This is a genomic window from Streptococcus infantis (assembly GCF_047460685.1).
Taxonomy (GTDB): domain Bacteria; phylum Bacillota; class Bacilli; order Lactobacillales; family Streptococcaceae; genus Streptococcus; species Streptococcus infantis_AD.
This window is the reverse complement of the sequence record NZ_JASHFS010000001.1, coordinates 163,666-184,889: the sequence shown is the minus strand read 5'-3', so window position 1 is coordinate 184,889 and position 21,224 is coordinate 163,666. Positions and strand designations below refer to the sequence as shown.

Genomic DNA, 21,224 nt, shown 5'->3' with positions numbered 1-21,224 from the left:
TTTTTTTGCTTTAGTGTGATATAATGAGAAAAAGACTAAATAAAAAAGAATGGTAAAAATATAATGAAATTAAGAAGAAGTGATCGGATGGTTGTCATTTCCAATTACTTGATTAACAATCCATACAAATTAACCAGTCTCAACACCTTTGCGGAAAAGTATGAATCTGCCAAATCGTCTATTTCTGAAGATATCGTCATCATTAAGCGTGCTTTCGAAGAAATTGAAATCGGTCATATTCAAACGGTGACAGGTGCTGGTGGTGGTGTTATTTTTACACCATCGATCTCTACCCTTGAGTCTAAAACGATTATCGAAGAGCTTCGTGATAAACTTTCAGAGAGTGGCCGTATTCTTCCGGGTGGCTACATTTATTTATCTGACCTATTGAGCACTCCAGCTATTTTGAAAAATATCGGTCGTATCATTGCTAAGAGCTTTATGGATCAGAAGATTGATGCCGTTATGACTGTGGCTACTAAAGGGGTTCCGCTCGCAAATGCAGTGGCAAATGTTCTCAACGTTCCATTTGTCATTGTTCGTCGCGACTTGAAAATCACTGAAGGTTCAACTGTTAGTGTAAACTATGTTTCAGGTTCTAGTGACCGTATCGAAAAGATGTTCCTTTCAAAACGTAGCCTCAAAGCAGGAAGTCGTGTCTTAATCGTCGATGACTTCTTGAAGGGTGGAGGAACCATTAACGGGATGATTAGCCTCTTGTCTGAGTTTGATTCAGAGTTGGCTGGTGTAGCTGTCTTTGCTGATAATGCACAGGAAGACCGTGAACAACAGTTCGACTACAAGTCACTCTTGAGAGTCACAAATATTGATGTGAAGAACCAACAAATTGAAGTTGAAGTTGGAAATATCTTCGATACAGAAAAATAAGAATTGACTTGAAATACAAAGGTTGGAACTTTCGTCCCAGCCTTTCTTTGATAATGAATATGAAGGAGTCCTATGAAAACACCATTTATTAAACGTAATTCCTTAGAAAAGATTGTTGAGGAGTTTCCAACCCCATTCCATCTTTACGATGAAAAAGGGATTCGTGAGAAAGCACGCGCAGTAAACAAAGCCTTTTCTTGGAATAAGGGCTTTAAAGAATACTTCGCAGTTAAAGCAACCCCAACCCCAGCTATCTTGAAGATTTTGCAAGAAGAAGGATGTGGAGTGGATTGTTCTAGTTATGTAGAACTCTTGATGAGTCACAAGCTTGGGTTTACAGGGGCGGATATGATGTTTTCATCTAATAACACCCCAGATAGAGAGTATGCTTATGCGCGAGAATTAGGTGCGACGATTAATTTAGATGCTTTTGAAGATATCGAACATTTAGAGCGTGCAGCAGGCATCCCTGAGATTATCTCTTGTCGGTACAATCCTGGTGGCGTATTTGAACTGGGTACGGACATTATGGATAATCCTGGTGAAGCTAAGTTCGGGATGACTAAGGAACAGCTTTTTGAAGCCTTTGCCATCTTGAAAGAAAAGGGAGCTAAAACCTTTGGAATTCATTCCTTTCTAGCTTCCAATACAGTGACCCATCTCTACTATCCAGAATTAGCACGTCAGCTTTTTGAATTGGCAGTAGAAATCAAGGAAAAGTTAGGTATTTCACTGGATTTTATCAATCTTTCAGGTGGTATCGGGGTCAACTATCGTCCAGATCAGGAGCCAAATGATATCGCTGTAATTGGTGAGGGAGTTCGTCAGGTTTATGAGGAAGTCCTCACACCAGCAGGTCTTGGTCAAGTTAAGATTTTTACAGAGCTAGGACGCTTTATGTTGGCACCTCATGGAATTTTAGTCACAAAAGTAACTCATAAAAAGAAAACCTACCGTACCTATCTAGGAGTAGATGCCTCAGCTGTTAACCTTATGAGACCAGCTATGTATGGTGCTTATCACCACATCACCAATATGATGCATCCTGATGGTCAGACTGAAGTAGTTGATGTTGTCGGTTCTCTTTGTGAAAACAACGATAAGTTTGCAGTTAATCGTGAACTGCCTCAAACAGAAATTGGTGATTTGTTAGTCATTCATGATACAGGTGCGCATGGCTTCTCTATGGGCTACCAGTACAATGCCAAGCTTCGTTCAGCAGAAATTCTCTATACAGAGGACGGTGGAGCACGCTTGATCCGCCGAGCAGAGCGACCAGAGGACTATTTTGCGACTCTCTATGGCTTTGATTTTGACAAGGATTAATAAATATTTTGAAAATCATGAAAGTTGAAAGTGAAAAACAGATTGTTTTCTAAAAAATAGGCAAAATCTGTGGTTTTTCTTTTCAGTCATGGTATAATAAAGACTATAAAACGTTTTCAAGGAAGGTAACGATATGTCTGAGGAAATAATTGACTATGGACAAGTGACAGGAATGGTGCATTCGACAGAGAGTTTTGGGGCGGTAGATGGCCCTGGAATTCGTTTTATTGTCTTTTTGCAAGGCTGTCAGATGCGTTGCCAATATTGCCATAACCCTGATACTTGGGCTATGGAAACCAATAAATCTCGTGTACGAACAGTAGATGATGTTCTAGAAGAAGCGCTTCGTTATCGTGGTTTCTGGGGAGACAAGGGAGGTATCACAGTCAGCGGAGGAGAAGCCCTCTTGCAGATTGATTTCTTGATTGCTCTCTTTACCAAGGCAAAAGAAAAGGGTATCCACTGTACCTTGGATACTTGTGCCCTTCCATTCCGTAACAAACCACGCTATCTAGAAAAGTTCAACAAGTTAATGGCCGTGACAGACTTGGTTCTCCTTGATATCAAGGAAATCAACGAAGCACAACACAAGATTGTTACCAGTCAAACCAATAAAAATATTCTGGCTTGTGCTCAGTACTTGTCAGAAATCGGTAAACCTGTTTGGATTCGTCATGTGCTAGTGCCAGGATTGACAGATCGCGATGAAGATTTGATTGAACTTGGTAAGTTTGTAAAAACTCTCAAAAATGTTGATAAGTTTGAAATCTTGCCTTATCACACCATGGGTGAGTTCAAATGGCGTGAACTTGGGATTCCGTATTCACTTGAAGGAGTTAAACCTCCAACAGCAGATCGTGTTAAGAATGCTAAGGAATTGATGGATACAGAAAGCTATCAAGATTACATGAAACGTGTACATGGATAAAAAGAAGCCTGATGGAAACATCGGGCTTTTAAGTTTACACAAATAAATACAAATAAGATTAAATTAAACAAAATTTTTATGATTTATATGACAATACAGATTTTATAAAGATTTAAAATTCTGAAAAAAATCCGAAAATTATTGGTTAATATATACTTGTTTAAAACGATAAACCAACAAATTGAACAGGAGACATCTATGAAACAAAGTATTACCATTAAAAATCTATGTAAGTCATATGGCCAAACTCAAATTTTAAAAGATATTTCTTTTGAAGCAAAAGCAGGTAGAGTGACTGCTTTCCTGGGCCCAAATGGAGCTGGTAAAAGTTCAACCTTACGTATCTTATTAGGATTAGACAAAGCAACATCTGGTCTTACCAAAATTGGAGATCAAACTTATAAGGAATTAAAATTTCCTCTAAAGACTGTAGGAGCTTCATTTGACAGTGTCGGAGCTTCTGATGATCGGACTGTTTATCAACATTTGAAAATTGTTGCTGCTAGTAATGGGATATCCAGTCAGCGCATTGAGCAAGTCTTGGATATGGTGGATATTAGCCATAAGAAAAAATCTAAAATTGGGAAATTATCATTAGGAGAAGGGCAACGCTTGGGAATTGCAACAGCTTTATTAGGGAATCCTCAATATCTGATATTGGATGAACCGACAAATGGTTTGGATCCAAGAGGAATTCGGTGGTTTAGAGAGTTTATAAAAAAACAAGCTCAAGAAGGGAAGACCGTCTTACTGTCATCTCATATATTATCGGAAGTGGAAGCAGTAACAGATGATGTAGTTATCATAAATAAAGGCAAAGTTCTTATAAAAGGGACTTTACAAGAAGTGATGAAAAATCTTTCTTCACTAGAGGAAGTCTTCTTTAGTTTAACAGAGGGAGGGAAGTGACATGGGACTTATTTACTCTCTTCATTCTGAAATCTTGAAATTACTTTATAAGAGAGCTACTCGTATTGTACTATTCTTGATACTGGTATTTCAAACGTTTTTAGCAAATATTGGTGCTTCTCAAATTGTTTCAGTTGGTATCCATGCTACACCAGAGACAAATCCAGAGTTAGTAGAAGCTATTCCACCTATTGAATTTTTAGGATTTGATGTTACTCTAGTTGGCATTTTTTTTATGATTATCTTAGGCTCAATCTACGGAGCTGAAGAGTATAAAGGCTCTGCTATTCGCACAAGCCTCCTCTCTAATACGAGTCGAATTACTCTCCTAGTTTCAAAGACATTCATTTGGCTGGTATTTTCTTTTGTCATTTCCTTCCTATCAATATTTCTGACGATTAACATGACACATTATGTTTTAGGACAAGATGGTTTATTGCTTTTTTCACTAAATGGGACAGTTTGGTTCTATATGTTTTTGGACAGTATAGCTTGGACATTGTTGGGACTTTTAGCCTATATTCTGGCTTTAACATTTAAAAAAGCCCTTGTTCCCCTATTGTTTTTGCTTCCTCAAGTCTACAATTTAGGAACATTCTTAGCCGATCATATATCAATTGCAAAATTTCTTCCAGTTTCATTGAGCTATGGATTGATTGCTACATCTCCACAAATGTTAGAACAGAATAGTTTACAAAATATTTTGCTTTTACTTTGTTGGAATTTGTCATTCTTGGCTTTGGCAATTTACCGCGTACTTCAGTCAGATGTTGGAGGAGGGGAATGAGTTGAAAGAGCAATTAAAAAGTGAGTATCTCAAGTTTATTATGAATCCTTGGCATTGGTTGATTATAGGTGCTCTATTACTTTGCGTTCCGCCGATGGTTATTTTTTTAAATAGTAAACCGGATCAGTTGACCCTATACTTTGTTTTGGAACAGCTGCTGCAAAGTCTCTATTTAGGACAGGCAGGTTTTATTAGTCTAGCTGTACTATTTATCGGTCAAGAATTTACAGGTTCTAGCCTTCGTACAAGTTTTCTTACCTGTCCAAATCGTTTAAAATTTATAATATGTAAACTAGCTATTGTGTTATGTGTGGAAATTGTATTATTGCTAGCTGTAATATCAGTATGTATACTATTTGCTCAAGGATATTACAATATCAATCTTTTTAGCAACATTAAAAATATTCTAACAATCCTATTTCCAGTTTGTATTTCTATTTTAACCTTCTCTCTTTTAAGTGGTATTTTTGTATTTATTTTCCGGTCTTTTACCTTAATTTTGGGAATAAGTTTATCGCTTTTATTGGGGCTAGGGCAAATGTTATTACAATTCAGTTTTTTATTTAGAAATTTCCCCTTACTAGCTAGTATGAACTGTTACTATATCCATCCTTTATCACTTTATTATCCAGTGTGGCAAGGCTTAGGGATACAAATAGTTTGGTTATTACTTATTTTTATAGTTGCTGCACTGATACTTAGAGAAAGAAATGTACGCTAAAGATAGGGGCTATCCTGTCTTTTTCTCAGTTAGTGTTATAATATATTCAAGGGGGTGAGTTATGGCTTACAAAATATTAGTGGTAGATGATGATCTTGCTATTCTTCGCCTAATTAAAAAGGTACTAGAATATGAAAAATATGAAGTAGTCATACGAAATAACATAGAAGAGATTGATCTTTGTGATTTTACAGAATTTGACTTGATTTTGTTAGATATTATGATGCCTGTTAGTGGTTTAGAAATCTGTCAGATGATTCGCGATCAGATAACTGTTCCTATCTGTTTTATAACTGCTAAGGATATGGCTGAAGATTTGGTAGCTGGAATTAATGCAGGCGCCGATGATTATATTATGAAACCTTTTAGTATGCAGGAGCTTTTAGCGCGTGTGAAAATGCACCTACGTCGTGAAGAACGAACTAAAGGAACTGCTCATCAGATAAAAAGCGGGAACCTTGTACTATATACTGATAGTAAGGAACTATTTATAAAGAATGATAAGGTTCCATTGACGAGAAGGGAATTTGATATTGTCAGCCTTCTAGCAAGTCACCCAAATAAAATATACTCAATTGAGGAAATTTATAATTATCTATATCCACAAAGTTCAGAAGCTCTTTTACGTTCGGTTTCAGAGTATATTTATCAAATTCGTCAAAAGCTGAAACCTTATCAGCTGAATCCAATTAAAACCTTGTACGGTGGAGGATATCAATGGGTAGAGTCAAAAGTTTTAGACAATTAATTCGAGAAACCTGTTGGAGAATTATTTGGCAGTTTGGTCTTGGTTTATTATTAGCTTATCTTATTCCCTTAGCTTCTGTATCCATACAAATAATGGAGGATGGGAAGCCTCTTAAAAATAATGATGTTCAATCAATTTTTTTCAATGTGTCATCATGGATATATATTTGTGTTTTATTGATTATTTTAATAAGTTATCACATTGGTAAATTGTTGAAAAAACTAAGTTATGAAATGAATTTGATTTATGAAAATAGTATGTGGCTAGAAAGCGAATGTACAGAAAGATTAACAGTTAAGGAATTTCGTGAGACAGGAAATCGAATTATTGTGATGCAAGATCGTATTCGACAGCTATTAGATGATGAGAAGCAACAGAAAGAAGACTTGATGTTTCAGGTTTCAGCAGTTTCTCATGATTTGAAGACACCTCTAACTATCATCAAAGGGAATGCAGAATTTTTGCACACTTCCACTAAAGATGAGCAGTCTAAAGAATGTTTAGCAGATATTGTTCGTGCTAGTCAATGCTTACTTGATTATTTTAATCAGTTGATTCATTATTCTAAAACTTACTATGATGATGAGGCGGAATGGATGTATTGTGATGCTTTAGATTTTGTAAATATACTGGAGCATGAGGCATATTTCATCATTCAAAATCAAATGAAAATAAATTTTGAACAGTCTATTCGAGATGATGAGGTTTATCACATTAATTTAAATCTTTTGGTTAGAGCGATACAAAATATATTAACAAATACTTTGGAGTACGCAGATAAACAGAATCCTAAAATTAGAATTAGAGTAGAGCAAGAGGGAAAAGAATTAAAAATAGGTATATGGAATAATGGCTCTGAATTTCCAGAAGAAGTTTTAACTAATTTTGGGAAGCTCTTTTATCGTATGGATAAAGCTAGATCGTTTAAAGAGCAACATTATGGTATTGGACTTAGTTTTGTATGTAGAGTTGCAAAACTGCATAAAGGTCAAGTCGAACTGAGGAATAGAGACGAGGGAGCAGAAGTTTTAATGACTGTGAAGTGTATTAAATCATAGTGATTTACTTACTAATTTGTTATCATAGGATTGAAATAAATTAAGATGTGAAAGTGGATAATAAAAACGAATGATGATACCTAGTTCATGAAAACTATTTATCATCATTCGTTTTTTTAATTATTGGATAACACACGTAGCTTTATCTAGAATGTTGTTTTCCAGCATTGCGTTTTTTGTTTTTCTTCTTGTTAGAAGTTGTGATAGCTGTTGCTGGTTCAGGGGTAACATCTTTACGAGTGCTTGAAGTTTTGCTTGCTTTTGGTGGGTTCTTAGCAAATTCTTCGCGTACTTTTTTACGAAGTTTTGGACGAACGATGTAGTTGATGATAAATTGTTGAAGAATCATCATGAAACCACCGACAACCCAGTAAAGTGTAACGCTGGCTGGTGAGAAGACAGAGAACACGACAATCATGAGAGGGCTCATATAGAGCATCTTCTTGATTTGTTCTCTTTGAGTTTCATCCTCAACTCCATGTAAAGAAAGGAGTGATTGAAGATAGTAAAGGATACCAGCAAAGGCAACCAAAATCATACTAGGTGAGCCTAGAGGAATTCCTAGGTAGCTTGCTTGGGCAACTCCTTCAGTATGTTGGGCAGCAAAGTAGATAGCAGAGAAGAAAGGCATTTGAATGAGAATAGGGAAACATCCCACGCCGCCAAACATGCTGATGCCGTGCTCTTTTTGAGCAGCAAAGAGAGCTTGTTGGGCTTCGAGTTTTTCTTCTTGTGTTTCTGCTTCTTTCAGACGAGTCTGATGTGGTTCAAGAACATGCTTGAGAGCATTCATCTTCTCAGAGTGAAGCGTTGCTTTCCATGATTGGTAGATACCAAGTGGGAGGATAATCAAGCGGACGATAATGGTTACAATGATGATTCCAACACCGAAACCGAGGCCTTGGTCATTAGCGAAGTATTTGATAGCTTCTCCCATCGGAGCACCCAAGAAATCCCAAACGGGACCAATTGGCTTACCTGTTGCTTTATCAACCTGGACACAACCTGTCAAGACTAATAGCATAGCCACTCCCATGACTGAGAGAGCGATTCGTTTAATTGATTTCACTGTTTTTATTCCTTCTTTAAAAATTATACCTTTCTATTCTACTGTTTTTTTGGAAAATATACAATAGTTCTCTGGACCTAATTTGCGACTTTGAAATCCGAATAGGATGGGAAGTTACTCATTTGCACATCTAGGTAGGTTACTTTAGAGAAAGGTGTAGGGCCTTTTCGGATCTCTTGGATAAACTTAGCCATAATGGCAGAAGACTCAGCTTGAGCCAAAATCTCAACTGTTCCGTCATCGTTATTCCAGACACGACCCGTGATGCCACCTAGTTCTAGAGCCAGACTATAGACTCCCCAACGGAAGCCCACTCCCTGGACGCGACCTTGGGCGATCATTTTAACCTTTTGCATACCAAACCTCCTTGAGTGTGTTATAATATTTCTATGACTATTATAACCTCTAAATCCAATTCTGTGGTGAAAAATGCCAAGAAATTGCATCAAAAAAAATATCGGAAAACCTCTTACTTGATTGAGGGCTGGCATCTGTTTGAAGAAGCTATTCAGGCTGGTGCAAAGATTGAGAAAATTTTTGCTCTCGCAGAGTATGGTGAAAAATTAGTAGACTATCCTCAGACTGTCCTTGTGACAGAAGAAATCTTGCTTGATTTGGCAGATTCACAAACTCCTCAGGGCATTGTAGCCATTGTTCAAAAGGAGGAGGAGCATTTACCAGATTTGAGCCAAGGCAAGTATCTCTTTTTAGAAGATGTGCAGGATCCGGGAAATGTGGGGACTATGATTCGAACGGCAGATGCGGCAGGTTTTTCTGGAGTCATTGTCTCAAGCAAGTCAGCAGATATCTATAGCCTCAAAACTCTTCGTTCCATGCAAGGCAGCCATTTCCATTTGCCTATTTATCGCATGTCTGTTGAAACATTTGTAGAAAAGGCTAAAAATAATAACTTGCCCATTCTAGCAACTACCTTGTCCCAAAATTCTAAAGATTATCGTGAACTTGCTCGACTAGAGGATTTCGTCTTAGTCATGGGGAATGAAGGTCAAGGCATTAGTCCATTCATGACAGACCAGGCGGACCAACTGGTTCATATCAGCATGAAAGGGCAGGCTGAAAGCCTCAATGTCGCTATTGCTGCAGGCATACTCATGTTTTATTTGAGTTAAAATAGTTTATTTTTGTTATAATCAGTAAAAAGATTTCATAAGGAGAAAAAAGATATGAATCAAACAATTATTCAAGAACGTTCTGGTTTGAATCAGTTCTATGCAAAAGTCTATGCTTTTGTAGGTTTGGGAATTGGATTATCAGCCCTTGTCTCAGGACTCATGTTGACAACTTTCCAGGATTTGCTCGTTCAAATTATGATGAATGCTCGTGTATGGCTAATAGTTGCGGGCTTTGTAGAAGTTGCTCTGGTCTATGTAGCGAGTAGTATGGCTTTAAAAAACAGTCCAGCAGCCTTGCCAATTTTCTTGCTTTATTCCGTTTTAAACGGTTTTACACTGAGTTTCGTTGTTTCGCTCTATACCCCAGGTACTGTTTTAACAGCCTTTGTTTCTAGTGCAGCTCTCTTCTTTGTGATGGCTCTTATCGGAGTTGTGATTAAGAAGGATTTGAGCGGTATGGGACGTGCCTTGTTGGCAGCTTTAGTGGGCCTCATACTAGCTATGATTGTCAATATCTTTTTAAACAGTAGCCTTTTTGACTATATCATCAGCATTATCATGGTTTTCGTTTTTGCAGGCTTGATTGCTTGGGACAACCAAAAGATTCGCTATGTTTATGAGGAGTCAGGTGGTCAGGTTGCAACAGGTTGGGCAGTTTCTTTGGCGCTCAGTCTTTACTTGGATTTTATCAACGTATTCCTTAGCTTGCTCCGTATTTTCGGTAGTGACGATTGATTTTTTGAGAGTGGGACAGAAATCGGTAATTCGGTAGAATTCGATTTCGTCGTCCCACCTCCGCACAGTTGAGTAGGGCTGTAAAAGCTGATGAAATCAGCGTAGTAGAGCCCACTCAACCACTGCGTCTTGCTCGACAATCCAAAGACAATTGAGAGGCTGGGACAAAAGTCCCAGCCTCTTTTTTAATTTTTACTTTCATTTTTACTGGCAAAAGGGTATAATCATCTTATTATTCAAAAGGAGAGATGTATGAAGAAAAGTTTTATCCATCAACAGGAAGAAATTTCCTTTGTAAAAAACACCTTTACCCAGTATTTAAAAGATAAGTTAGAAGTGGTTGAGGTACAAGGTCCTATCTTGAGTAAGGTTGGGGATGGGATGCAGGACAATTTATCAGGTGTGGAGAATGCCGTGGAAGTCAAGGTTCTCCAAATTCCCGATGCAACTTATGAAGTGGTGCATTCACTTGCTAAGTGGAAACGCCATACCTTGGCTCGATTTGGTTTTGGTGAAGGAGAAGGTCTCTTTGTTCACATGAAAGCTCTTCGACCAGATGAAGATTCGCTAGATGCAACTCACTCAGTCTATGTGGACCAGTGGGACTGGGAAAAAGTTATTCCAAACGGACAACGCAATCTTGCTTATCTTAAAGAAACAGTAGAAAAGATTTATAAGGCCATCCGTTTGACAGAACTTGCAGTCGAAGCACGCTACGATATTGAGTCTATCTTACCAAAACAGATTACCTTTATCCATACAGAAGAATTGGTCGAACGTTATCCGGATTTGACTCCAAAAGAACGTGAGAATGCCATTTGTAAGGAATTTGGAGCGGTCTTCTTGATCGGTATCGGTGGAGAGCTATCAGACGGAAAACCTCATGACGGTCGTGCACCGGACTACGATGACTGGACAACAGAATCTGAAAATGGCTATAAGGGTCTGAATGGGGATATTCTAGTTTGGAATGAGAATCTTGGTGCAGCCTTTGAGTTATCTTCAATGGGAATTCGTGTCGATGAAGACACTCTTCGCCGTCAGGTAGCTATTACAGGAGACGAAGACCGTTTAACTTTAGAATGGCATAAGGCTCTCCTAAATGGACTATTCCCATTGACAATCGGTGGAGGGATCGGTCAGTCTCGTATGGCTATGTTCCTGCTTCGTAAAAAGCATATCGGAGAAGTTCAAACCAGTGTTTGGCCTCAAGAAGTGAGAGATACTTACGAAAATATTCTTTAATCAATCGAGCCGTAAGGTTCGATTTTCTTTTTTTGATAAGAATTTGGTATAATATACGGTATGAAAATCGTATCAGGAATCTACGGAGGGCGTCCATTAAAGACGCTAGACGGGAAAACAACTAGACCGACATCAGATAAGGTCAGGGGCGCTATTTTTAATATGATTGGTCCCTACTTTGAAGGTGGACGTGTGTTAGATCTTTATGCTGGTAGTGGCGGTTTATCCATCGAGGCTGTCTCAAGGGGAATGTCCAGTGCAGTACTGGTTGAGAAAGATCGCAGGGCCCAGAGTATTGTCGCAGAAAATATTCGGATGACTAAGGAAACCTCTAAATTTCAATTATTGAAAATGGAATCCAGTCGTGCTTTGGAGCAGGTGGATGGAGTCTTTGATCTTATTTTCTTGGATCCTCCCTATGCAAAAGAACAAATCGTGTCAGATATTGAAAAAATGGCAGAGAGAAATCTTTTTTCAGAAGATGTCATGGTGGTTTGCGAAACAGATAAAACAGTAGAACTTCCAGAAGAAATCGCCTGTTTGGGTATCTGGAAGGAAAAAATATATGGGATTAGTAAGGTGACGGTTTATGTCAGATAAGATTGGGCTATTTACAGGTTCTTTTGATCCGATGACCAATGGACATTTGGATCTCATTGAGCGTGCAAGTAAGCTCTTTGATACATTGTATGTGGGAATTTTTTATAATCCTCATAAAACAGGATTTTTGACGATAGAGAGCCGAAAGAAAACTGTTGAAAAAGCAGTGACACATCTCAAAAATGTTCAAGTCATAGCTTCTCACGATGAATTAGTCGTTGATGTTGCTAGAAAATTAGGCGCAGAGGTCTTGGTGCGTGGCTTGCGTAATGCAACAGATCTTCAGTATGAAGCCAGTTTTGATTTTTACAACCATCAACTAGCAGGAGAAATGGAGACAATCTACCTCCACAGTCGCCCAGAGCATGTATACATCAGCTCTTCAGCTGTGAGAGAACTATTGAAATTTGGTCAAGATATCAGCGGGTATGTACCAAATGCTGTCCTAGAGGAGTTAAACAATGAAGAAAAAAACTAGATGGCCCTTATATCTCATTATTGGGCTCATTATCACTTTTATCGCTTTTACGGTGCCCCTGCCTTATTATATCGAGGTGCCGGGAACTTCTGAAGATATTCGAAAGGTTTTACAAGTTAATAACCAACCTGACCAAGAGGAAGGTTCCTACCAATTTGTGACGGTTGGAGTTAAGCACGCTAGAATGGTTGACTTAGTCTATGCCTGGCTAACTCCTTTCACGGACATACATAGCGCCAAAGAAATGACTGGTGGTTCGTCAGATGCGGAATTTATGCGAATCAACCAGTTTTACATGGAAACTTCGCAAAACATGGCCAAATATCAAGGCCTAAAGACGGCAGGTAAGGAAATTGAGCTCAAATATCTGGGTGTTTATGTTTTGACTGTGACAGATAACTCGACTTTCAAGGGGGTTCTCAATATTGCTGATACAGTAACAGCGGTTAATGACAAGACTTTTGAGAGTTCTAAAGATTTAGTCGACTATGTCAATTCTCAAACTCTGGGAGATAAGGTTAAGGTCACTTATGAAGAAGATGGACAAATCAAGTCTGCCGAAGGGAAAATTATTACGCTGGAAAATGGGAAAAATGGAATCGGGATTGGCCTGATTGACCGCACGGAAGTGACTAGCGATGTCCCAATTCGTTTTTCAACAGCAGGAATTGGTGGGCCGAGTGCTGGGCTCATGTTTAGTTTATCCATTTATACACAGATTGCAGAACCAACTCTTCGGAATGGTCGTATTGTAGCTGGTACAGGAAGCATTGACAGAGATGGTAATGTGGGTGATATTGGTGGAATTGATAAAAAGGTTGTCTCCGCAGCTAAAAAAGGAGCAACAGTCTTCTTTGCTCCTAACAATCCAGTAACGGAAGAAGCTAAAAAGGCCAATCCACATGCAAAAAGTAACTATGACACAGCTGTAGAAGCTGCTGAAATGATCAAGACAGATATGAAGATTGTTCCAGTAAAAACACTTCAGGATGCGATTGACTATTTGAAAAATAATCCCTAAAAAGTAGGGGAGCCATAAACTAGCGTAGAAAAAGAGAAGATGGTATAATAGGCCGATGATTCAATTGTTTTTTACCCTCAGTAGCCATATGTTTTTTGTCTATCTGGTTTTTCAACTCTTGAAAGATTTGGTCAAATGGGATCAGATTTTGAAGGTGACCAAGGACAATGTGGGGAAGATTCGACTCTTGGTAGTATTGTGTAGTATCGGTTTAGGATATCTGATAAGTTCCTTTTTCCTAAATCTCTACCAACTCTGGCAAGAAGCAGTTAGAGCGCTATTCTAAAATTGTAAGTAAAGGAAAATATTTTATGGAAAAAATTGTAGTTCGAGGTGGCGATAATCGCTTGGTTGGAAGTGTCACCATCGAGGGCGCAAAAAATGCAGTTTTGCCTCTGCTAGCGGCAACTATTTTAGCAAGTGAAGGAAAAACTGTTTTAAAAAATGTTCCAATCTTATCAGATGTCTTTACCATGAACCAAGTGGTTCGTGGATTGCATGCTCAAGTTGACTTTGATCAGGATACCCATATTGTCGAAGTTGATGCAACTGGGGATATCACAGAAGAAGCTCCCTACAAGTATGTCAGCAAGATGCGTGCTTCTATTGTAGTATTGGGGCCAATCTTGGCTCGTGTAGGACATGCAAAGGTCTCTATGCCAGGTGGCTGTACCATCGGTAGTCGCCCTATCGACCTTCACCTGAAGGGACTCGAAGCAATGGGGGCTCAAATTACTCAGACAGCAGGTTATATTGAGGCTAAGGCGGAAGGCTTGAAAGGTGCTCATATTTACATGGATTTCCCTAGTGTAGGTGCTACTCAAAACTTGATGATGGCAGCAACTCTTGCTAATGGCGTTACTGTCATTGAAAATGCGGCGCGTGAACCCGAGATTGTAGACTTAGCTGTTCTCCTAAATAAAATGGGTGCCAAAGTCAAAGGTGCTGGTACAGAAACTATTACCATTACGGGTGTTGAGAAATTGCACGGTGCGACTCACAATGTTGTGCAAGACCGTATCGAAGCTGGAACCTTCATGGTAGCAGCTGCTATGACCGGTGGAGATGTCTTGATTCAAGATGCCATTTGGGAACACAACCGTCCCTTGATAGCTAAATTGCTCGAAATGGGTGTTGAAGTCATTGATGAGGATGAAGGGATTCGTGTACGTTCACAGCGGGACAAGCTAAAGGCGGTTCATGTTAAGACATTACCACATCCAGGATTTCCGACAGACATGCAAGCGCAGTTCACTGCTCTGATGACTGTTGCTCAAGGTGAGTCAACCATGGTAGAGACAGTCTTTGAGAATCGTTTCCAACATTTAGAGGAAATGCGTCGTATGGGCTTGCACTCTGAAATCATCCGTGATACAGCCCGTATCGTCGGAGGACAGCCTCTCCAAGGTGCAGAAGTTCTATCGACAGACTTACGTGCCAGTGCAGCCTTGATTTTGACAGGCTTAGTGGCTGAAGGTGAGACGGTTGTTGGGAAACTTGTCCACTTGGATAGAGGTTACTACCGTTTCCATGAAAAATTGGCTCAGTTAGGCGCTAAGATTGAACGGGTAAGTGTGGAAGCTGATGAAGATGAATAAAGAAGCCAAATATGTATTGCGTCGTTTTGTCTTGGTTATGCTAGTTTTCCTTCTAGGTGTTTTAGCTCTTGCTATTGGTTTGATGATTGGCTATGGCATACTAGGAAAAGGGGAAGACCCTTGGGCTATTTTGGCGCCAGCAAAATGGCAAGAACTTATCACAAAATTTACAGGGAAATAGGCTGGGACACCAGCCTTTTTCTAGGAATCGAATGTAATACTCAATGAAAATCAAAGAGCAAACTAGGAAGAGAGCCGCAGACTCTACTTGAGTACGGCAAGGTGAAGCTGACGTGGTTTGAAGAGATTTTCGAAGAGTATAAGGAGAAAATATGAATAAAAAAACTAGACAGACTCTAGTAGGTCTCTTGCTTTTTCTGCTCTTGTCAGCAGGAAGTTATTATATCAAGGAGATGCAGACTTCCAACTCTGCGCCTCAGACGCAAGTAAAGCAGAAGTCGCAAGCATCGGATGCTCCAAGTCAAGAATTAGCTGAAAGTGTCCTGACAGATTCTATCAAAAAACAAATAAAGGGTTCTCTTGAATGGAATGGAGCAGGAGCATTTATCGTCAATGGTAATAAGACAAATTTGGATGCAAAGGTTTCAAGCAAACCCTATGCTGATAACAAGACAAAAACTGTAGGTGGGGAGACGGTTCCAACCGTCGCTAATGCCCTTATGTCAAAAGCGACAAGACAGTACAAAGATCGTGAAGAGACTGGGAATGGCTCGACTTCTTGGACGCCAGCAGGCTGGCATCAGGTTAAGAATCTAAAGGGAAGTTACAACCATGCGGTCGATAGAGGGCATTTGTTGGGCTATGCCTTGATCGGTGGGTTAGATGGCTTTGATGCTTCTACTAGCAATCCTAAAAATATCGCTGTTCAGACAGCTTGGGCCAACCAAGCGCGTGCCGAAGATTCGACAGGCCAAAACTACTATGAGAGCTTGGTTCGAAAAGCTCTAGATCAAAACAAACGAGTTCGTTACCGCGTGACATTACTCTATGCTACTGAGCAAGATTTGGTACCATCAGCTTCTCAGATTGAAGCCAAGTCCTCTGATGGGGAGTTGGAGTTTAACGTCGTCATTCCGAATGTCCAAAATGGAATTCAGCTTGACTACCGAACAGGTCAAGTTACGGTTACCAAAGCAAAATAGACTAAAAATCCCTTATCTCCTCAGATAGGGGATTAACTATTGAAATCGTAAAATAATGTGTAGAAATTGGAAAATATGGTATAATAGTTTCAATTATACTTTTTAGGAGAAGGAAAATGGAAGACCCGAGCAGTCAGGATTTGTTACTGCAATTTGTTTTATTAGTTGTTTTGACCTTTTTAAATGCCTTTTTCTCTGCAACAGAAATGGCCATGGTTTCACTTAGTCGTTCACGTGTTGAGCAAAAAGCTGAAGAGGGAGATAAACGCTATATCCGTTTGCTAAAGGTGCTTGAAAACCCTAATCACTTTTTATCAACCATTCAAGTTGGTATCACCTTGATCACCATCTTGTCAGGGGCTAAACTAGCAGATTCACTTGGAGAGTTAATTGCCTCTTGGATGGGAAATAGTGAAACTGCCTATGCGGTAGCTAGCTTCTTATCATTAGCTTTCTTGACCTATATTTCTATTGTTTTTGGTGAGCTTTATCCTAAGCGAATTGCTCTAAATCTTAAGGATGCCTTGGCTATCAGAACAGTTCCGTTTATTATTGCTCTTGGTAAGATTGTGAGTCCCTTCGTTTGGATGCTCTCAGCATCAACTAATCTCTTGAGTCAATTGACACCGATGACATTTGACGATGCAGATGAAAAAATGACTCGTGATGAGATTGAGTACATGTTGTCTAAGAGTGAAGAAACCTTGGATGCTGATGAAATTGAAATGTTACAAGGGATTTTCTCGCTAGACGAGCTCATGGCACGTGAAGTCATGGTTCCTCGAACCGATGCTTTCATGGTAAATATTCAGGATGACACTCAAACCATTATCCAAAGTATCTTAAAACAGAATTTTTCTCGGATTCCTGTTTATGATGGAGATAAGGACAATGTTATTGGATTGATTCATACTAAGAGTCTCCTTAAAGAAGCCTTTGTCAGCGGGTTTGACAATATCGTCTGGAAGCGAATCTTACAAGATCCACTCTTTGTACCTGAAACTATTTTTGTGGATGATTTATTAAAAGAGTTTAGAAATACTCAAAGACAGATGGCTATCCTTCTGGATGAGTATGGAGGTATGGCTGGTCTAGTTACGCTGGAGGATCTCCTTGAGGAGATTGTCGGTGAAATTGATGATGAAACTGACCGCGCTGAAGTTTATGTTCATACAATTGGCGAAGATACCTATATCGTCCAAGGGACAATGAATTTAAATGACTTTAATGCTTACTTTGATGTTGAACTTGAAAGTGATGATGTAGATACAATCGCTGGTTACTATTTGACCGGTGTGGGAACTATTCCAACATCAGAAAAACTTAGCTATGAGTTAGAAAGTAGCAATAAGCATATCACCCTAACTAATGATAAGGTCAAAAATGGACGTGTAACCAAGCTTAAGGTTCAAATTCAAGAACTTGAATCAGAAGAAGAAACAGAATAAAACAAAAGCTTTATCAGAGCAGAACTGATAAAGCTTTTCTAGTAGTTAAAAAGAAAAGACTCCTGTAGGAGCCTTTGATAATATAGAGGCGGTAGAATCAATAAATAAGGTGTAAAATAGTCAGTAACTTATCATGATTTTGTTAACAAAAGAAACAAGCAGATTGATCTTGAAGGTGAACTCCATAAGGTAAACGGAGTTCAAATTTTGTCACATGTGCGCTATGGTTATAATCATGACGAATATGGAGGAACTCATGCTTTGAGTTCTGAAGATATGAAAATAGTTGAAAAAACGGTCAAATCTTGCTATAGTAGAAAAAGAAATAGGATAGTAGTTTACGAGTGAAAACGTGGTATAGCACCATTGGAAAGTGATGGATCTAGCGAGGGTACACGAAATTTAGTAGTATCTAGCTATTGAAGCATGTGCGATTATCAAGACGACGGTTGAAATCCGTCCGCCTATAATCTTTAGTCCCAATTCAATGTTGGGGCTTTTTTTCGCCCTAAACCCTAAACAACAGTAAAAACTCTCCTTTTTAACTAATAATTAAATTATAAATATAAAATGTTCGTGATTTTTTATCTGGCCTGAAATCAGAAAAAACAGCGATAAGGCTCACTGTTTTTCTTGTAGTGTGTGGGAATAAGCAGTCATGCTGATAGCGTGTTTTAAACGCATATTCATAATATCTGACACACCATTTTTATATTTATCCACAGCTTGAATAGATACGCCACAATTTTTGCTGATAGCATAGGCTGTGGCATTGTCTAAAAGCCAGCGGATATCTTCAATATTTACTAGCATATATTACCTCATAAAATACCAAACTACAAATAGGAGTAGAAGAAGTCCAATAAAAAATTCAACTTTTTCACGCTTGGTGGTTTTTCTAATTTTTAAATTTACTTCCATAGTTTTTTGTACCTTACATATCCATTCTGCAACTAAAGTTAGATAAAATCAATAGCTTAGATGAAATTTTTTTACCCCAAACTCGCCCCAAATATTTTTTAAAGTTATCCTTTTTTATCCTAAAAGAAAAACAAAAAAGCCCGTAAAATCGGGCTTTCTTTTCAGATAAATTCCTATAAAATAGTATAAAAAAGGCGGTAGACGGATTTGAACCGACGATCAAGCTTTTGCAGAGCCGTGCCTTACCACTTGGCTATACCGCCTTAACTTTTATTATTATACCTTTTAAATTAAATCTCGTCAATAGTTTCTTTTCTGAAAATGTAAGTTTTCCGACTTTCAAAATGTGTGCGACAAAATATTCTGAAAATTCGTTTACTTTTTGAAGTGGTTGTGGTATAATAAGCATTATCTTATTAATTTCAAAAGAGGAGTTAAGTAATATGAAAAAAAGTCGGATTTTTGCAGTAGCAGGCGTAGCCCTACTTGCAACAGGTGTTCTCGCGGCTTGCGGTTCTTCAAAATCATCTAATGCTGAGGCTCCAAAAGCATACGGATATGTATATACAGCTGATCCAGAAACTTTGGACTACCTTATCTCTGGTAAGCAAAGTACAAAAGTTGTCACTTCAAATGGTATCGATGGACTCTTTACAAATGATAAATATGGTAACCTCACTCCTGCAGTTGCAGAAGATTGGTCAGTGTCTCAAGATGGATTGACATACACTTATAAGATTCGTAAAGGTGTAAAATGGCTCACAGCTGATGGTGAAGAATATGCAGAAGTAACTGCTAATGACTTTGTTACAGGTTTGAAACACGCAGCTGATAAGAAATCAGAAGCATTGTATCTTGCTCAAGATTCTGTAAAAGGTTTGGCAGATTATGTGGCTGGGAACTCAACTGACTTTTCAACTGTTGGTGTAAAAGCTGTTGATGACTACACTCTTCAATACACTTTGAACAAACCAGAGCCATATTGGAATTCTAAAATGTCTTACGCAATCTTCTGGCCTTTGAATGCAGAGTTTGAAAAATCAAAAGGTTCAGACTTTGGTAAGTCAACAGATCCAACATCATTGCTTTACAATGGTCCTTTCTTGCTTAAAGGATTAACTGCTAAGTCTTCTGTTGAGTTTGTGAAGAATGAGCAATATTGGGATAAAGATAATGTTCACTTAGACACTGTGACGCTTGCATTCTATGATGGTTCAGACCAAGAATCAATTGAACGTAACTTTACAAGTGGTGCATACAGCTACGCCCGTCTCTTCCCAACAAGTTCAAATTATTCTAAAATCGCAGAAACATACAAAGACAACATTTACTATACTCCACAAGGAGCTGGTATTGCTGGTTTGGGTGTTAATATTGACCGTCAAAGCTATAAATATACATCAAAAACAACTGATGATGAAAAGACTTCTACTAAGAAAGCCCTTCTTAACAAAGACTTCCGTCAAGCTTTGAACTTTGCATTTGACCGTACAGCATACTCTGCTCAGATCAATGGTGAAGATGGAGCAGCCCTTGCTGTTCGTAATCTATTTGTAAAACCAGACTTTGTTTCTGCAGGTGAAAAAACATTTGGTGACTTGGTCACTGAGAAAGTTGTTTCTTATGGTGATGAGTGGAAAGATGTAAACTTTGCGGATGGCCAAGATGGTCTTTACAATGCTGATAAAGCGAAAGCAGAATTTGCTAAAGCTAAGAAGACTTTGGAAGCAGATGGCGTGAAATTCCCAATTCATTTGGATATTCCAGTTGACCAAACTGCTAAGAGCTACATTGCGCGTATTCAGTCCTTCAAACAATCTGTTGAAAAAGTTCTTGGTGAAGAAAATGTAATCATCGATATCCAACAAGTAACAAAAGATGAATTATTTAACATCACTTACTATGCTCCGAATGCAGCAGCTGAGGATTGGGATCTTTCAGGTGCCGTTGGATGGAACCCAGACTATCAAGACCCATCAACTTACCTTGATATCTTGCAAACAAGTAACAGCGAGCAAACAAAGACTTATATGGGTTATGACAATCCATCAAATCCAGCAGTTACCCAAGTTGGTTTGAAAGACTACGACAAGTTGCTTGAAGAAGCTGGTAATGAAACAAGTGACCTTAACAAACGTTATGAGAAATATGCAGCAGCTCAAGCTTGGTTGACAGATAGCTCACTCTTCCTTCCAGCTATGTCATCTTCAGGAGCAGCGCCAGTTATTTCTCGTGTAGTACCATTCTCGGCCTCTTACACTCAATCTGGTGATAAAGGTTCAGATGTATACTTCAAGTACCTTAAATTGCAAGCTAACACTGTAACAACCAAAGAGTACAAAGAAGCTCGTGAAAAATGGCTCAAAGAAAAAGCTGAATCAAACGAAAAAGCTCAAAAAGAGTTAGCGAGTCATGTGAAATAAATAATGCTCATCAGAACTTTCTCTC

At 38.7% G+C, this 21,224-nt stretch carries 23 protein-coding genes and 1 tRNA gene; 20 read left to right on the top strand and 4 right to left on the bottom strand.

Annotation, left to right across the window (positions count from 1 at the left end):
• Positions 1-63: 63 nt before the first annotated feature.
• The 8 genes from purR to QM917_RS00780 all read left to right on the top strand — a co-directional run bounded on the left by purR (position 64) and on the right by QM917_RS00780 (position 7,365).
• Positions 64-888: a pur operon repressor gene (purR, locus tag QM917_RS00815; RefSeq protein ID WP_414284353.1), complete on the top strand. Its 825-nt coding sequence runs from the start codon at positions 64-66 to the stop codon at positions 886-888.
• 72 nt (positions 889-960) lie between these two features.
• Positions 961-2,214, top strand: coding sequence for a diaminopimelate decarboxylase (locus QM917_RS00810; RefSeq protein WP_414284351.1), 1,254 nt, complete (start codon positions 961-963; stop codon positions 2,212-2,214).
• Positions 2,215-2,347: 133 nt separating this feature from the next.
• Complete coding sequence (pflA, locus tag QM917_RS00805) at positions 2,348-3,142, top strand: pyruvate formate-lyase-activating protein (RefSeq protein WP_001287990.1); 795 nt, start codon at positions 2,348-2,350, stop codon at positions 3,140-3,142.
• A gap of 198 nt (positions 3,143-3,340) precedes the next feature.
• Positions 3,341-4,051, top strand: a complete 711-nt coding sequence (locus QM917_RS00800) for an ABC transporter ATP-binding protein (RefSeq protein WP_414284350.1) — start codon at positions 3,341-3,343, stop codon at positions 4,049-4,051.
• A 1-nt stretch (position 4,052) separates the two neighbouring features.
• Complete coding sequence (locus tag QM917_RS00795; RefSeq protein WP_414284348.1) at positions 4,053-4,838, top strand: ABC transporter permease; 786 nt, start codon at positions 4,053-4,055, stop codon at positions 4,836-4,838.
• 1 nt (position 4,839) lies between these two features.
• The gene (locus QM917_RS00790; protein WP_414284346.1) at positions 4,840-5,559 is read left to right on the top strand and encodes an ABC transporter permease; all 720 of its coding nucleotides are present in this window, start codon (positions 4,840-4,842) and stop codon (positions 5,557-5,559) included.
• A gap of 61 nt (positions 5,560-5,620) precedes the next feature.
• Positions 5,621-6,307, top strand: a complete 687-nt coding sequence (locus QM917_RS00785) for a response regulator transcription factor (protein WP_414284344.1) — start codon at positions 5,621-5,623, stop codon at positions 6,305-6,307.
• The gene (locus tag QM917_RS00780) at positions 6,277-7,365 is read left to right on the top strand and encodes a sensor histidine kinase (protein WP_414284342.1); all 1,089 of its coding nucleotides are present in this window, start codon (positions 6,277-6,279) and stop codon (positions 7,363-7,365) included. Before QM917_RS00785 ends, QM917_RS00780 begins: the two co-directional genes overlap by 31 nt.
• Before the next feature lie 142 nt (positions 7,366-7,507).
• Here QM917_RS00780 and yidC read toward each other — a convergent pair whose 3' ends face one another.
• Together yidC and QM917_RS00770 are read right to left on the bottom strand one after the other, a co-directional pair.
• Entirely contained in the window at positions 7,508-8,434 is a 927-nt protein-coding gene (gene yidC, locus QM917_RS00775; RefSeq protein ID WP_414284340.1) for a membrane protein insertase YidC, read from the bottom strand.
• 77 nt (positions 8,435-8,511) lie between these two features.
• Complete coding sequence (locus tag QM917_RS00770; protein WP_001174500.1) at positions 8,512-8,790, bottom strand: acylphosphatase; 279 nt, start codon at positions 8,788-8,790, stop codon at positions 8,512-8,514.
• Between the two features lie 33 nt (positions 8,791-8,823).
• Between QM917_RS00770 and QM917_RS00765 the strand changes: the two genes are divergently transcribed.
• The 11 genes from QM917_RS00765 to QM917_RS00715 all read left to right on the top strand — a co-directional run bounded on the left by QM917_RS00765 (position 8,824) and on the right by QM917_RS00715 (position 17,855).
• The gene (locus tag QM917_RS00765; RefSeq protein ID WP_414284339.1) at positions 8,824-9,564 is read left to right on the top strand and encodes a TrmH family RNA methyltransferase; all 741 of its coding nucleotides are present in this window, start codon (positions 8,824-8,826) and stop codon (positions 9,562-9,564) included.
• A 54-nt stretch (positions 9,565-9,618) separates the two neighbouring features.
• Positions 9,619-10,302, top strand: a complete 684-nt coding sequence (locus QM917_RS00760) for a Bax inhibitor-1 family protein (RefSeq protein ID WP_049549553.1) — start codon at positions 9,619-9,621, stop codon at positions 10,300-10,302.
• 252 nt (positions 10,303-10,554) lie between these two features.
• A complete protein-coding gene (gene asnA / locus QM917_RS00755; RefSeq protein WP_075230243.1) occupies positions 10,555-11,547 on the top strand; it encodes an aspartate--ammonia ligase in 993 nt (330 codons plus the stop codon).
• Positions 11,548-11,607: 60 nt separating this feature from the next.
• Positions 11,608-12,147, top strand: coding sequence for a 16S rRNA (guanine(966)-N(2))-methyltransferase RsmD (gene rsmD / locus QM917_RS00750; RefSeq protein ID WP_371608428.1), 540 nt, complete (start codon positions 11,608-11,610; stop codon positions 12,145-12,147).
• A complete protein-coding gene (coaD, locus tag QM917_RS00745; RefSeq protein ID WP_414284338.1) occupies positions 12,137-12,625 on the top strand; it encodes a pantetheine-phosphate adenylyltransferase in 489 nt (162 codons plus the stop codon). Before rsmD ends, coaD begins: the two co-directional genes overlap by 11 nt.
• Positions 12,609-13,646 carry a SepM family pheromone-processing serine protease gene (locus tag QM917_RS00740; RefSeq protein ID WP_414284336.1) on the top strand — a complete coding sequence of 346 codons (1,038 nt, stop codon included), beginning with the start codon at positions 12,609-12,611 and terminating at the stop codon, positions 13,644-13,646. The genes coaD and QM917_RS00740 overlap by 17 nt, the downstream gene beginning before the upstream one ends.
• A 55-nt stretch (positions 13,647-13,701) precedes the next feature.
• Entirely contained in the window at positions 13,702-13,932 is a 231-nt protein-coding gene (locus tag QM917_RS00735) for a DUF1146 family protein (RefSeq protein ID WP_414284334.1), read from the top strand.
• A gap of 25 nt (positions 13,933-13,957) precedes the next feature.
• Complete coding sequence (gene murA / locus QM917_RS00730; RefSeq protein ID WP_414284332.1) at positions 13,958-15,244, top strand: UDP-N-acetylglucosamine 1-carboxyvinyltransferase; 1,287 nt, start codon at positions 13,958-13,960, stop codon at positions 15,242-15,244.
• Positions 15,237-15,425, top strand: coding sequence for a DNA-directed RNA polymerase subunit beta (locus QM917_RS00725; protein ID WP_414284330.1), 189 nt, complete (start codon positions 15,237-15,239; stop codon positions 15,423-15,425). Before murA ends, QM917_RS00725 begins: the two co-directional genes overlap by 8 nt.
• A 151-nt stretch (positions 15,426-15,576) precedes the next feature.
• A complete protein-coding gene (locus tag QM917_RS00720; protein WP_414284329.1) occupies positions 15,577-16,407 on the top strand; it encodes a DNA/RNA non-specific endonuclease in 831 nt (276 codons plus the stop codon).
• A 116-nt stretch (positions 16,408-16,523) separates the two neighbouring features.
• The gene (locus QM917_RS00715; RefSeq protein WP_414284327.1) at positions 16,524-17,855 is read left to right on the top strand and encodes a hemolysin family protein; all 1,332 of its coding nucleotides are present in this window, start codon (positions 16,524-16,526) and stop codon (positions 17,853-17,855) included.
• A gap of 621 nt (positions 17,856-18,476) precedes the next feature.
• Here the strand turns inward: QM917_RS00715 and QM917_RS00710 are convergent.
• The gene (locus QM917_RS00710; protein ID WP_414284326.1) at positions 18,477-18,668 is read right to left on the bottom strand and encodes a hypothetical protein; all 192 of its coding nucleotides are present in this window, start codon (positions 18,666-18,668) and stop codon (positions 18,477-18,479) included.
• A gap of 300 nt (positions 18,669-18,968) precedes the next feature.
• Positions 18,969-19,039, bottom strand: a tRNA-Cys gene (locus QM917_RS00705).
• A 180-nt stretch (positions 19,040-19,219) separates the two neighbouring features.
• Here QM917_RS00705 and QM917_RS00700 point away from each other — a divergent pair.
• Positions 19,220-21,199, top strand: a complete 1,980-nt coding sequence (locus tag QM917_RS00700) for a peptide ABC transporter substrate-binding protein (RefSeq protein WP_414271181.1) — start codon at positions 19,220-19,222, stop codon at positions 21,197-21,199.
• Positions 21,200-21,224: the final 25 nt, after the last annotated feature.